Raw genomic sequence first — 14583 nt, 5'->3', positions numbered from 1 at the left:
TTTTTCATCTTTTTTTACTTTTCTTGTTTTTAAGTTTAAGCTTTTTTAGTTTAAGGCAGCAAAAAGGATTCCAAATGTTATCAGAATCCTCATTTTTCTTTTATTTCGCAACAATATTCACCAATTTAGGTAGCTCCAACAGCTTGAAACGTTATTGGAGGTTGCAGATAAGGCTAACAGAACCTATTACTTGACAACAATATTAACAAGTTTGTTAGGGACTACAATCACCTTAACCACTTGTTTTTCAGCGATTTCAGACTGGATTTTTTCATTGGTAAGGGCAAGCTTTTCAAGCTCTTCACGGCTTGAGTCTTTTGCGATCACAAGTTTCGCACGAACCTTGCCCTTGATTTGCACGACAATTTCAACCTCATCTTCAACGAGTTTTGCTTCATCCCATGTTGGCCAAGGAACGTATGAAATTGATTCACCTGATTGTGTCAATGTTTGCCACAATTCTTCAGAAAGGTGTGGTGCAAATGGTGCTAACAATTGTACAAAGCCTTTAGCGTAGCCAACAAAGAGTTTGTCTTCTTTATTGGCAGCGTTGACGAATACCATCAATTGAGCAATGGCTGTGTTAAACTTGAGTTCCTCAAGCTGCTCGGTCACTGCCTTGACTGTCTGGTTGTAGACTTTATCAAGTGCGCCACTGTTTTCTGCAACAATTTCTTTTGTTGTCAACAAGCGATAGACGCGGTCGAGGAATTTACGTGAGCCTTCAAGACCTTCTTCAGACCATGCGATTGAGGCATCAAGTGGTCCCATGAACATTTCGTACACTCGAAGTGTGTCTGCACCATAACGTTCAACCACATCGTCAGGGTTCACAACGTTTTTTAGTGATTTAGACATTTTCGCTGGTGCTTGCTCAAGTTCTTCACCAGTTTCAATGTGGAAGAATGAACCATCACGTTTTTCAACTTTATCAGTTGCCACAAGCGCACCACGGTGGTCGCGGTAGCTTGTTCCTAAAATCATCCCTTGGTTAAAGAGTTTTTGGAATGGTTCTTTGGTTGGAACGGCACCTAAATCATAAAGGAATTTGTGCCAGAAACGAGCATAAAGAAGGTGAAGCACTGCATGTTCTGCACCACCAATGTAAATGTCAACCGGCAGCCAAGCCTTGAGCAATTCTTCATCAGCTAATTTTTCATCGTTGTGTGGGTCGATATAGCGAAGATAATACCAGCTAGAGCCTGCCCATTGTGGCATTGTGTTTGTTTCACGGCGACCTTTCATCCCATCTTCACGCGTCACTTCCAGCCAATCGGTCAAGTTGGCAAGTGGGCTTTCACCTGTACCTGAAGGTTTGATGTCTTTGGTTACTGGCAATACAAGCGGCAATTGCTCTTCTGGAACAGCTGTTGTTGTGCCGTCTTCCCAGTGGATGATTGGGATTGGTTCACCCCAATAACGTTGACGTGAGAAAAGCCAGTCACGCAGACGGTAAGTTACTTTTTTGTTTCCGACACCTTCTGCTTCCAGCCAGTCAACCATTTTATCGATAGCTTGTGCTTTATCAAGTCCATCTAGGAAACCAGAGTTGATGTGAAGTCCGTCTTCTGTGAAAGCTCCCTCCTCAACATTTCCGCCTTCAAGAACTGGAATGATTTCCAAATCGAATTGTTTTGCGAATTCCCAGTCACGTGTATCGTGAGCAGGAACCGCCATGATAGCACCAGTACCGTAGCTTACAAGAACATAGTCTGCAATCCAGATTGGGATTTCCTTGCCATTTACTGGATTAATGGCATAGCTACCAGTCCAGACACCTGTTTTTTCTTTAGCAAGGTCTGTACGAGCAAGGTCAGATTTAAGGCTTGCTTGATGTTTGTAGTCAGCAACAGCTTGCGCTTGTTCTGGTGTTGTAATCACATCAACAAGTGGGTGTTCAGGCGCTAAAACAGCATAAGTCGCACCAAAGAGGGTATCTGGGCGAGTGGTAAAGACAGTGAAATCTTTATCAGTATCCTTAATTTTAAAGGTAACATTGGCACCAGTTGATTTACCAATCCAGTTACGCTGCATATCTTTGATAGATTCAGGCCAATCAAGGTCTTCTAAATCTTCCAGCAAACGTTCAGCGTAAGCTGTGATTTTCAGCATCCATTGGCGCATGGGTTTGCGGACAACTGGGTAACCACCACGTTCAGATGTTCCGTCAGGAAGTACTTCTTCGTTAGCGATGGCTGTACCTAGTTCTTCAACCCAGTTAACTGGCACTTCAGCTTCGTATGCCAACCCTTTTTCATATAATTTTGTGAAAATCCACTGAGTCCATTTGTAGTAGTTAGGATCCGTTGTGTTCACTTCACGGTCCCAGTCATAAGAGAAGCCCAGTGCATTGATTTGGCGTTTGAAGTTGGCAATATTTTCTGCCGTAAACTCAGCTGGGTCATTACCTGTATCCATTGCGTATTGCTCGGCAGGCAGCCCAAAGGCATCCCAGCCCATTGGGTGAAGAACGTTGTAGCCTTGCGCACGTTTGAAACGACTAAGAATATCAGTCGCCGTGTAGCCTTCTGGGTGTCCTACGTGAAGACCAGCACCAGACGGGTAAGGGAACATATCCAACGCATAAAAATTTGGTTTGTCAGCGTCTGTTCCTGTTTTAAACGTATGATTTTCCGCCCAATAATTTTGCCATTTTTTTCAATTGATTTGTGATTATAAAAAGTCATTGATTCACTCCAATTTTGTGATGTTATTATTATACCATTTTTAGGCGATTTTAAAAGGCATAATTAGGGAAAGAGGGAACATAATCAAAAAAGAATACTTTACTAACTGGATTTGTTTTCTAGCTCATTTTATTGAGAAGTTTTAACTCCATAGCTAAATGGAAAATCCTAAAATATGAAGCCTAGCATTTATTCTACCCTTTTTATTGCAGTCGTTTTAACAGCGATGCGTCCAATTCATAGATTTCACCTGCAAATGCCACTGTTGACGTACGGTGTGAAATCATAAAAATCATTCCTTGGCATTCTTCTTTTACAATAGATAGAAACGCCGCTTCGTTGAGCGAATCAAGATTGCTAGTCGGCTCATCAAAGATATAACAATCCGCCTTTTTCAAGAGTGCCCGCATAAGCTCTAAACGCTGTCTTTCTCCAGCTGAAAAGTCACGTTCACCGTCAATAATTGTATCCAATCCATTCGGCAATCTTTCTAGGCACTCTTTTAGTCGGCATCTTTCTGCCAACTTCCAGATACTTTCATCACTAATGTCGTTTCTCCCCAGTAAGAGATTTTCTCTCAAAGATTGATGAAAAAGCTGAGCTATCTGTGGTACATAGGCAAATGAAGCCTGCAAATGCTGACGATTAACTTCTCTGGAGTTTACACCAGTAAGAAAAACTGAACCAGCATTGCTGTCATACCAACGCATAATGAGCTTCATCAGGGTTGATTTACCACTACCACTCTTACCAATCAAGCCAATAATCTTCCCTTTTTCAAAATGTGCAGAGAAATTATTAAACAGCTTTTGCTGATGATTGTCGTAAGCAAAATCCATATTCTCAATCAGAATATCGTCTAAAGTGACAGCTATTTCCTGACCAGTTTGGACGGGCTCTACCTCATCTAAGAGAGCAAAAACAGTACGACCAGCATTCATAGCACGTTTAAATCCTAAAGGCAGGCGGCCTAATTCTAAAAAAGGAGCAAAAGAGCTAGAAAAAGCAACTAAAACGAGAACCGCTCCCTGCCAAGATAACTGATGATTTTCCACTTGATAGAATGCCAAAAGAGCAACGCTTGTAAGAGACAGTCCCACCACCAAAAAGGTTACCGTTTGCTGTAGATATTGTTTCTGAGTAACCTGTCTTTCCAACTGGTTCACAGTCTGACTTTTGCCCGTCAATTCTGCAAATCGTTCGTGACTCTTGCCAAATTGAGACAAATCGCCCATCGCTTTCAGACTTTCCAAGAAAAAAGAAACATAATTCGAGCGTTCCTGATTTTGCTTCTGCAAAATATCTTGTAAACCGAGAGCAAACATTCTCGGTAAAATAATAGCTAAAATCCCATAAGTCATTAAAGTCACTAAAGCAAACCAAAACGAGAAATATGCAAAATACATTCCCATCAAAAGAGCTGTCAAGAACCCTGTACAAATAGGAGCTATCGTATGTGCAAAAAAGATTTCCAGCGCTTCAATATCTTCACCAATCATCTTGAGCAATTTGCCGCTGTCCTGACGATCCAACTTTGCTGGTGCCAAACGACGTAGCTTCGCAAAAATGAGCTTACGTAAATCCGCTAGAGAATGGAAGGCAACAAAATGCCCGAAATAATGCTCGCCATAACGAAAGGCGCCCCGAGCTAGGGCTAGTCCAATCAGTAAAATCAGACTCCACCAAGCAGGCTGCTGACCATTCAAAGCATGAAAACCTGATACAATCACAAGAGTTGGAATTGCCACCGTTGTGACAAAGCCCAGTACCGCAAAGAAAACCGCTAGAGCGATAAAAGGGAGCAAATGGTTCATCACCTGAAAAAGTCTGCTGAGGATAACACGAGTTGTGTAACGTTTTTTAGTTTCCATACGTTAATTCCTCCAACTCTTGCTGGGTATTTGCCAATTGACGGTATTCTTCACTCTGTTCATAGACTTCTGTCGGTGTTCCCAAAACCGTTTTTTCTTTTCCTATAAAGAGAACTTGACTTGCTTTAGCGACTTGTTTCATCTTGTGAGTAATCTCAATGACAAGTGCGTCTTGCGCTACCAAATTTAGCAAATCATAGATAGCCACTTCATTGTCTTTATCTACACTGGATGTCACTTCATCAAACAGATAGAGTGAACGCTTGGCCAAGATAGCTCGCACACAAATGATCTGCTGGCGTTGCCCCGGTGACAATTGACTGCCGTTTTCCCCCACAAGAGTATCGAGACCTTGAGGCAGATCTCTTACAAACGCTAAAACTCCTTTTTCAGCCAGCCAGTCCTCTAATTCAACCCGCGACCAATTTACCGCCAACTGTAAATTCTCAAGAATGGATGCGTTTAAAAGAACACTGTTTGCTGACACATACATGACTTCCTGATAAATTGTTGATTTGGATAGGCTTTTGATTTCTTTTTCTCCTAAGAAAATGGAGCCTCTGTCCACCTGTCGTTTTCCCAACAACAGCTTGGCTAACGTCGTTTTCCCACGACCGCTTTCTCCTGCAATGGCTAAGATTTGTCCACGTTTCATTTTAAAACTTAGCTCTTCAAACAATTTTCTATCCGCCAAAGCAAAATCTAAGCCACTAACTGTCAATTCACTAAAAGGAGTCAATTCCTGCTGTTCCTCTTTTGCTTCTTTTTCAATCGAATCCAAAAAACCAAAAATTCGATCAGCCATTTTGGTATTCATCATCACTAAATGCATTCCATAACCGGCTTCACGAATCGGCGTGAAAAACTCAGTCGCAATGAAAACAAAGTAAATCATAGCGAACAGTGATAAGTGCCCTGCTTGTAACATGGAAGCTGCAACAAAGCCTGACACACCAATCCCCAAGTACATGACTGCATCCATATAGCCAACTGACTGTAGCTGAAATCCTAGAAGTTCCATCGTTGCATCACGAAAATCCTCTGCTTGCGCTGCAAACTCCTTTTCATATTTAGCATCTGCCTGATAAGAATAAAGAGTATTCAGCCCTTGAAGATCATCTAAAAAGAGATTACCAACGTCCATATAAGAAGCCCAGTAACGATTCATAATCCTGCGCGAACGCTTCTGCATGAGAACAACAGAAATAGGAATCAAAGGTAGCGAGAGAATAAAAATCAAACCGCCAGCAGGGAACAGAAAGAACACAACCACCAACACTGTCAAGCAATTCAAATACGTTCGTAGACTTAAGGGGAGATAATAAGAATAATACGTATCTAAACTGTCAATTCCTTGTGACGCTACTGTCAGCACATCTGCAGCCGTCTTACTATCCTGAAATTCTCCATCTTTATCTACGAAAGCCTGAAAAAATGCTGCTTTTAGTTTATTGCGAGCAAACTGCGAAGCTACTCCTTGGAAATTTTTCGCCAGAAGCGAAAGCGTAAAACCTAAGCTAGAAAAGAAGAACAGCCAAAAAAGAACCGACAAAAAGTTCAATGGTATTCTCTCATATAAATCCGATAAAACTTTTGCTATCAATGCAAAGCTCAAAATCCGCATGATAAATTGAAGCCAAGCTAAAAAAGCTGATAGATAAACCAGTTTCATTTTAGGCTGGATCTGTTCTTTCAAACGAGCAATCAGCTCTTTCTTTCTGCTCCGTGATATTTTTTCTTGCTCTTGTGCCATCACTTTCTCCTCATATTCTTCATTCTATCCTACATTTATTCATTATAACACTCCCAAGCAGAGAAATAAATTAAATTTTCAGTTTTTTTAATTTGTACAGTCCATGAAAACTTTCCTTCCTTGTGAAATCTATTCATAAGATAAAGAATTAGTCAGCCTTTCTACGCTAGGCAACAAAAAACCAGCTGGCCATTCCAACTGGTTTTGAGTAAAGTGAACCATTACCAAATAATCACGCGGTCTTCTGGTTTGCGCCACATGCCATCGCCTTCTTTAACATCAAAAGTCGTAAAGAAATCATCAAAGTTTGGCAATTGTACATTTGTACGGAGTTTTCCGGGAGCATGAACGTCCACACTTGCTAGCATTTGCATGTATTCTGGACGAGCTTTCATGCGCCAGATACGGGCAAAGTTAGTAAAGAATTCTTCTGCAGAGAAGTCTGCTTCTTTCTTAGCTGCTTCCAATGCTGCCGCAATCCCACCAAGGTCTGCAATATTTTCTGAAACAGTTAGTTTCCCATTGACTTTAGCACCGTAAGAATCCTGTCCGTCAAATTGCTCAATCACCTTTTGAGTACGTGCTTGGAAGGCCTCGTAATCTTCTGGCTTCCACCAATTGTTCAAACTTCCGTGTTCATCAAATGAAGCTCCATTTGAGTCAAAAGCATGAGAAATCTCATGAGCAATTACCGCACCGATTCCACCATAATTAGCTGATGAAGATTGATGCAAATCATAAAATGGCGCTTGGAGAATGGCTGCTGGGAACACAATTTGATTTTGCTGTGGGTCATAATACGCGTTGACCATATGGGCTGGCATGTGCCATTCACTGCGATCCACTTCCTTATTCCACTTGCTCCATGTATGCGCAATAGAAATTTTTGCTAAGTTTTGAGCATTCCCCACCAAACTCAATTTCTCATCAATCACTTTTTTAGCATAGGTTTCTGGCAATTTCTCTGGATAGCCGATATGCGGTGTAATGACGTTGAGCTTGACAATCGCTTTATCACGTGTTTCCTTAGCAAGCCAATCTGCCTTTTCCAGACGCGACTTATAAACATCAATCATAGCAGCAACTTTATGCTCTACATCAGCTTTGGCTTCAGGTGAGAATTTTTCTCCCGCATACCACAAACCAAGTGCTTGGTTATACGGACCTTGCGCTAGCTGGTAAGCTGCCTTTTCTTTCGGACGGGGTTCTGGGACACCTGAGATAGCGCGTGCATAGGTACCTGAAAGGACACGAATTTCTTCAGTGAGCAAAGAAGTCCATGCTCCAGTAGAGAATAACTTCAGTGCCGCATGCAAATGCTCCCAATTCTTTTCTGAATAACATTCTGCTGCAAATTCTTTCCAGAAGCGCTCTTGAGGAACAATCACTTTGTCTGGGACTTGTCCCAAAATCTCTGTAAAAATCGCGTCAAGCGGCAATTCTGGAGCTAGCTTCGTAAAATCTGCCCAATCGTAAGGATGATACAATTTCACATATTCTGAACTTTCTTCATTAGAAAGGACATACTTGGCTAATTTAGCATCCAATTCCAGATATTTATCCAAAATATCTTTTGTTTCCTCTGCCGAAAAGCCAAATTTAGGCAACAATTCTTCCTGCATTTTCCGCCAGATTGCCAGCAATTCCTTGCCCTTTTCATTTCCTTCTTCATAGTAGGTTGTATCTGGCAAAATGATCCCAGGTGCATCAGCCCAGAGAACATTCATTTGCGCATTCATAAAGTCTGGAGCAACATCAAAAGTAAAGAAATTTGGCTTTCCAGCCATTTCATATTCAGCAATCTTATCTGCAAATTCCTTAAAAGAGCCAAGCGCTTTATATTCTTTCACAAGCGGCATCGCTGGAGCAACTCCTGCTTGTTCCCGTCCGTCAAAATCTGCCACCAAACGATGGTATTTCACAAAATTTTGCAAAATTGGATCATCCGGCACATCTTGACCTGCTAACCATTTATCAGTTGTAGCCAGCATCAATTTTTCAATATCTTGATCCAGATCCATAAATCCACCTGTCACAGGCTTATCATCAGGAATAACTGCTGTTTTTTCCCATTCACCATTGACATAGTCAAAAAAATCATCTTGTAAACGTGTCATCTTGTTCTCGCTTTCATTGTTTTATCTTAATCCTATCAAAAAAGTTCTGAATAATCAAACTTTAATCAAAAGAGATTTTCTGGCAAACTTTACTTCTGATTTTTCTTAAAAATTCTAAAAATTAACTTGACTTAATTTTTATTTTAATGTATATTAACAGTAGGGGTGTATAAAAATGATACGTATCGAAAATTTAAGTGTCTCTTATCAGGAAACACTTGCTCTCAATCAGATTTCTTTGGAAATCCAAGGCCCAACTATCATGGGAGTTATTGGCCCCAACGGAGCTGGTAAATCCACTCTTTTAAAAGGAATGTTGGGTATCATTGACCACGCTGGACAAACTTATCTTGATGATAAAGAATTCTCAAAAGTGCTCAGTCACGTAGCTTATGTGGAACAAAAAATTCACATTGACTACAACTTTCCTATCAAAGTAAAAGAATGTGTATCGCTTGGACTGTATCCAAAAGTGAAACTCTTCCACAGACTAAAAAGCACAGACTGGGACAAGGTGACAAATGCGCTGCGCATTGTCGGCTTAGAGGATTATGCTGAACGCCAAATCAGCCAATTATCAGGAGGGCAATTTCAACGGGTCTTGATTGCGCGCTGTCTGGTACAAGAAGCAGACTGTATCTTTCTAGATGAACCATTTGTCGGGATTGATTCAATCAGCGAAGAAATTATCATGACAACGCTACGCAATCTAAAAGAACAAGGAAAAACGATTCTCATCGTCCACCATGACTTAGGAAAAGTCCCACATTACTTTGATCAAGTTTTAATTTTGAATAAAGAACTCATTGCCATTGGGGAAACTTCATCAACTTTCACAGAAGAAAACTTGAAAAAAGCCTATGGCTCTCAGCTTTTTGTGAATGGAGGTCTCTAATATGTTTTCAGAATTTATTGATGGACTACAAAATTTCCATTTTCTACAAAATGCACTGATTACAGCCATTGTCATCGGGATTGTTGCTGGAGCAGTTGGTTGCTTCATTATTCTAAGAGGCATGTCTTTGATGGGCGATGCCATTTCACATGCGGTCTTACCGGGAGTTGCGCTCTCCTTTATTTTAGGAATCAACTTCTTTATCGGAGCCATTGTTTTTGGACTTTTAGCCTCGGTTATTATTACTTATATTAGAGGAAATTCAATTATTAAAAGTGATACTGCCATTGGAATAACTTTTAGCTCCTTTTTAGCTCTTGGAGTCATCTTGATCGGGGTTGCGAATAGTTCAACTGACCTTTTCCATATTCTTTTTGGGAATATCTTAGCTGTGCAAGACATTGATATGTGGATTACAATTGGTGTAGGAATCGCTGTTCTAATTATTATTGGACTATTCTTCAAAGAGTTATTGATTACATCTTTCGATCCACTTCTGGCAAAAGCGATGGGGATGCCAGTCAATTTTTATCATTATCTCTTGATGATTCTCTTGACGTTGGTTGCAGTTACAGCTATGCAAAGTGTGGGAACGATTTTGATTGTTGCTATGCTGATTACACCTGCTGCTACTGCTTATCTTTACGCTAACAGTCTTAAAACAATGATTATCTTGTCTTCTAGCTTGGGGGCAATTGCATCTGTCTTAGGACTCTTCATTGGCTATACCTTTAATGTTGCGGCCGGCTCAAGTATTGTACTGACATCTGCCATTATCTTTGCCATTAGTTTCTTTATCGCTCCAAAACAACGATTTAACAAACTTAAAAACAAACCCAAGCTAAAATAAAATTAGTATTTCATTTATTAAAGGAGAACCTTATATGAAAAAATTAGGTTTTATCGCCGTTCTGTTTTTGGCTGTCGTAGGACTCTTTGCCTGCGCTGGTCAAAAAGGAACTTCTACCAACAAATCTTCAAAATTGAATGTTGTTGCTACCAACTCGATCATCGCTGATATTACCAAAAATATCGCTGGTGATAAAATCAATCTGCACAGTATCGTTCCTGTCGGAAAAGATCCACATGAATACGAACCATTACCAGAAGATGTGACAAAAACATCAAAAGCTGATTTGATTTTCTACAATGGTATCAATTTGGAAACAGGCGGAAATGCTTGGTTTACAAAATTAGTTAAAAACGCGAAAAAGAAAGAAAACAAAGATTACTATGCTGTAAGTGACGGTGTTGAGGTCATTTATCTTGAAGGTCAAAGCGAAAAAGGAAAAGAAGACCCACACGCTTGGCTCAATCTTGAAAACGGAGTTATCTATGCAAAAAATATTGCAAAACGTTTGATTGAAAAAGACCCTAAAAACAAAGAAACTTACGAAAAGAATCTGAAAGCCTATACTGCGAAACTTGAAGCATTGGACAAGGAAGCAAAAGCAAAATTCAACAACATTCCTGCTGAAAAGAAAATGATTGTTACCAGCGAAGGTTGCTTCAAATACTTCTCTAAAGCCTACGGCGTGCCATCTGCTTACATCTGGGAAATCAACACAGAAGAAGAAGGAACTCCAGACCAAATCAAAACATTGGTTGAAAAACTTCGTAAAACAAAAGTGCCATCACTCTTTGTTGAAAGTAGTGTTGATGACCGTCCAATGAAGACTGTTTCAAAAGATACAAAAATTCCAATTTATGCCAAGATTTTCACTGATTCAATCGCTGAAAAAGGTGAAAAAGGAGATAGCTACTACGATATGATGAAATGGAACTTAGATAAGATTTCAGAAGGTCTTAGCAAATAAGAAATGGAAAAAGGAGCCGGAATTGATTGCCAGTTCCTTTTTACTTGAAATTCTTCTTGAATAATAAGCCTTTCATTCTCTGAAACAAGCGGTTATCGGCTGTATTCTTAAGTTATTTTTGATATACTAGTAAGATAAGGAGTAAAAGGACAACATGACCCCAAACAAAGAAGATTACCTCAAATGTATTTATGAGATTGGTACGCATACTCAAAAAATTACAAATAAAGAAATTGCCGCCCAAATGCAGGTATCTCCCCCAGCTGTTACAGAAATGATTAAAAAGATGAAAGCCGAAAAATTGATTGTAAAAGATAAAACAAGTGGTTATTTACTGACAGATCTTGGTTTACATCTTGTTTCTGAGCTATATCGCAAGCACCGACTCATCGAGGCTTTTCTCGTACATGATTTGGGATATACGACTGATCAAATCCATGAAGAAGCGGAAGTCTTAGAACACACCGTTTCAGAATTATTTGTCGAGCGCTTAGAAAAAATGCTGAATTTCCCAGAAACCTGTCCCCACGGCGGAACCATTCCTGCAAAAGGTGAATTATTGGTCGAAAAATACCAATTGACTTTAGATCAAGTCGAAAATGCTGGAACCTATCGTTTAGCACGAGTTCACGATGAATTTGAACTATTAAAATATTTGGAAAAACACGATTTACATCTGGGAGATACGCTGATACTGGAGCAATACGATCCTTACGCTCAACTGTATGCGCTCAAGGTCAATGGAAAAGAGCTGCAAGTCAACTCTGCTATCGCTCAACAGCTTTATGTGGAAAAAATATAAAAGGAAGTCAAAGCTGATAACATTAACACATTGGAGACTGCTCAATGCGTATTGAGTTTTATCCTAGAAAGCAAACAAGTCTGGAACAGTTTTGTCCAGACTCGTTTTTATTTATCATTTTCTCAACGATTCTTCGTATCTAACACAATCGTCACCGGTCCGTCATTGACTAACTCAACCTGCATATCAGCTGCGAAAACACCTGTTTTAACAGGTATTTCTCGACCTAGCAATTCGTTAAAATCATCATACAATTGACTAGCCAAGTCTGGTTGAGCAGCGCCTGTAAAAGCTGGACGATTCCCTTTTTTTGTATCTGCGTAAAGGGTAAATTGAGAAATAGAGAGAATTTCTCCTTTCACATCTTTGACAGATAAATTCATTTTATCTTCTTTATCTGAAAAAATCCGCATATTGGCAATTTTTCTTGCTGCATATTCTACATCTTCTTGAGAATCATCTGGTGCTACACCGACTAGTAACAGCAGTCCTTGCTGAATCTGATTGTAAAGTTCGGTATCAATGGATACCGAAGCTCGCTTCACACGCTGAATCACTATTTTCATTGTTGAACTTCCTAATTTCCGTTACATTTTGTGAATTAATTCGCAAAAATGCAATTCTAGCAAAACATTTCCGCTCTGCTGTCCTCACCTAGCCATTTGTCCTTTTGACAGAATAAACTTCAGGCACGCTCTTAATCTTATCTACAACTGTTGTGAGCATAGATAGATTAGCAATTCCAAAAGAAACATGGATGTTGGCAAATTTCATATCCTTCGTTGGCTGTGCATTGACAGTGGAGATATTTTTGGTTGTATTGGACAAGACTTGTAACACATCGTTCAAAAGACCTGCTCGATTCAAACCATAAATATCAATGTGCGCTGTGTATTCCTTCGTAGAGGTATTTTCTTCCCATTCGACATCAATCAAGCGCTGCTCATAATTTTCCTGCGCCCGCAGATTCATACAGTCCTTACGGTGAATCGCCACGCCACGCCCTTTGGTAATGTACCCGACAATCTCGTCACCAGGAACTGGATTGCAACATTTGGCAATCCGTATCAAAAGCCCTGACGCACCTTGGATAATGACGCCGCCCTCATGCTTGACTTTCAGCGTTTCTTTATTCTCACGCTTCACTTCTCCGCCCTTGACAAGCTCTTCTGCTTCAGCTCTCGCTTTAGCACGCTCTTCCTCACGGCGTTCTTTTTCTGTCAAACGGTTAAAAATAGAAATCGCACCAATCTCACCAAAACCAATCGCCGCAAAAAGAGCTTCTTCTGTTTTGTAGCTCGTTTTTTGCAGGACTTCTTCCATGTGCTTTTTGTCCATGTATTTATTAGCTACATAGCCATGTTCTTGGAATTGTGCCTGTAAAAGTTCGCGCCCTTTAGAAATGGATAATTCCTTGTCTTGGTTTTTGAAAAATTGACGAATCTTATTGCGGGCCTTGCTTGTTTTTACAACATTAATCCAGTCACGACTTGGACCAAATGAATTGGTACTGGTAATAATCTCAACTTGATCTCCAGTTTTTAGCTTCGTAGTTAGCGGCACCATGCGACCATTGACCTTGGCACCAACCGCCTTTTCACCAACTTTAGTATGGATTTCATAGGCAAAATCAATCGGTCCAGAGTCTTTTGGCAACGAGCGGACAGCTCCGTCCGGTGTAAAGACATAGATTTCCTCAGCAAGGTAATTTTCTTTGACAGAATCCACAAAATCCTGTGCATCATTAGACTGGTCTTGGAGTTCCATCATCTCCTTAATCCAATTCATCCCAATCGCCGATTCTTTGCTATCAACCTGCCCTTTAATACCTTTTTTATAGGCCCAGTGTGCAGCAACCCCGTATTCAGCCACTTCGTGCATTTCTTTCGTCCGAATTTGAAACTCAATCGGACCTTTAGGTCCATAAACGGTGGTGTGGATAGACTGATAACCGTTCGCTTTGCGATTGGCGATATAGTCTTTGAAACGCCCAGGCATGGGGCGCCAAAGTTCATGAATGTAACCCAGCATAGCATACACATCACTCTGCGTGTCTAAAATGCAGCGAATGGCAATCAGGTCATAAATTTCATCAAAACGCTTTTTCTTGTCTTGCATTTTGCGATAAATGGAATAAATATGTTTTGGACGACCGTAAATTTCCCCATGAAGATTACGCTCAGACGCATAGGTTTCAATCTTATGAACCACTTCGTCCACTAACTCCTCACGTTCCCGACGTTTTTCTTTCATCAGGTGGGAAATCTTATAAAACTCTGTCGGATTCAAATATCGAAAAGCTAAATCTTCCAATTCCCATTTGACGCTCGAAATCCCCAAGCGATGAGCCAACGGAGCATAAATTTCCATGGTTTCACGTGAGATACGTTCCTGCTTGTCTTTGCGCAGATGCTTGAGCGTTCGCATATTGTGCAAACGATCCGCCAGCTTGACCAAAATGACACGGATATCCTTGGACATCGCCATTAGCATTTTGCGGTGGTTTTCAGCCAACTGTTCCTCGTGAGACATATACTTGACTTTACCAAGTTTGGTCACACCATCTACAATCACGCGCACATCATGTCCAAATTCGCCTTCCAAATCGTCCAAAGTTGCAGCTGTGTCTTCTACAACATCA

General features: G+C 40.4%; 9 protein-coding genes and 1 pseudogene. 4 read left to right on the top strand and 6 right to left on the bottom strand.

Annotated features, from left to right (window positions below; translation table 11 throughout):
- Positions 1 to 186: 186 nt before the first annotated feature.
- The 4 genes and pseudogenes from leuS to HMPREF2887_RS09980 form a co-directional block, all read right to left on the bottom strand.
- A pseudogene (leuS, locus tag HMPREF2887_RS09995) lies at positions 187 to 2687 on the bottom strand (leucine--tRNA ligase).
- A gap of 203 nt (positions 2688 to 2890) precedes the next feature.
- Positions 2891 to 4558, bottom strand: a complete 1668-nt coding sequence (locus HMPREF2887_RS09990; protein WP_057489565.1) for an amino acid ABC transporter ATP-binding/permease protein — start codon at positions 4556 to 4558, stop codon at positions 2891 to 2893.
- Positions 4548 to 6311 (bottom strand): ABC transporter ATP-binding protein/permease, encoded by a 1764-nt coding sequence (locus HMPREF2887_RS09985; protein WP_057489564.1) that lies wholly within the window; start codon positions 6309 to 6311, stop codon positions 4548 to 4550. Before HMPREF2887_RS09985 ends, HMPREF2887_RS09990 begins: the two co-directional genes overlap by 11 nt.
- A gap of 221 nt (positions 6312 to 6532) precedes the next feature.
- Entirely contained in the window at positions 6533 to 8428 is a 1896-nt protein-coding gene (locus HMPREF2887_RS09980; RefSeq protein WP_003026862.1) for a M13 family metallopeptidase, read from the bottom strand.
- A 175-nt stretch (positions 8429 to 8603) separates the two neighbouring features.
- Between HMPREF2887_RS09980 and HMPREF2887_RS09975 the strand changes: the two genes are divergently transcribed.
- The 4 genes from HMPREF2887_RS09975 to HMPREF2887_RS09960 all read left to right on the top strand — a co-directional run bounded on the left by HMPREF2887_RS09975 (position 8604) and on the right by HMPREF2887_RS09960 (position 11942).
- The gene (locus HMPREF2887_RS09975) at positions 8604 to 9323 is read left to right on the top strand and encodes a metal ABC transporter ATP-binding protein (protein ID WP_021001265.1); all 720 of its coding nucleotides are present in this window, start codon (positions 8604 to 8606) and stop codon (positions 9321 to 9323) included.
- 1 nt (position 9324) lies between these two features.
- On the top strand, positions 9325 to 10173 hold the full coding sequence (locus HMPREF2887_RS09970) for a metal ABC transporter permease (RefSeq protein WP_021001264.1): 849 nt from the start codon (positions 9325 to 9327) through the stop codon (positions 10171 to 10173).
- 34 nt (positions 10174 to 10207) lie between these two features.
- Positions 10208 to 11140, top strand: coding sequence for a metal ABC transporter substrate-binding protein (locus HMPREF2887_RS09965; protein ID WP_021001263.1), 933 nt, complete (start codon positions 10208 to 10210; stop codon positions 11138 to 11140).
- Between the two features lie 154 nt (positions 11141 to 11294).
- Complete coding sequence (locus tag HMPREF2887_RS09960) at positions 11295 to 11942, top strand: metal-dependent transcriptional regulator (RefSeq protein WP_003026873.1); 648 nt, start codon at positions 11295 to 11297, stop codon at positions 11940 to 11942.
- A 122-nt stretch (positions 11943 to 12064) separates the two neighbouring features.
- Here the strand turns inward: HMPREF2887_RS09960 and dtd are convergent, their stop codons facing one another.
- Together dtd and HMPREF2887_RS09950 are read right to left on the bottom strand one after the other, a co-directional pair.
- Positions 12065 to 12508 carry a D-aminoacyl-tRNA deacylase gene (dtd, locus tag HMPREF2887_RS09955; RefSeq protein WP_021001262.1) on the bottom strand — a complete coding sequence of 148 codons (444 nt, stop codon included), beginning with the start codon at positions 12506 to 12508 and terminating at the stop codon, positions 12065 to 12067.
- An 88-nt stretch (positions 12509 to 12596) separates the two neighbouring features.
- Positions 12597 to 14583: RelA/SpoT family protein (locus HMPREF2887_RS09950; RefSeq protein ID WP_070836359.1), on the bottom strand; the 1987-nt coding region annotated here is incomplete at its 5' end.

The organism is Streptococcus sp. HMSC071H03, assembly GCF_001813035.1.
GTDB classification, from domain to species: Bacteria; Bacillota; Bacilli; order Lactobacillales; family Streptococcaceae; genus Streptococcus; species Streptococcus anginosus.
The sequence above is the reverse complement of the archived record's forward strand: the minus strand, read 5'-3'. Positions and strand labels throughout refer to the sequence as shown.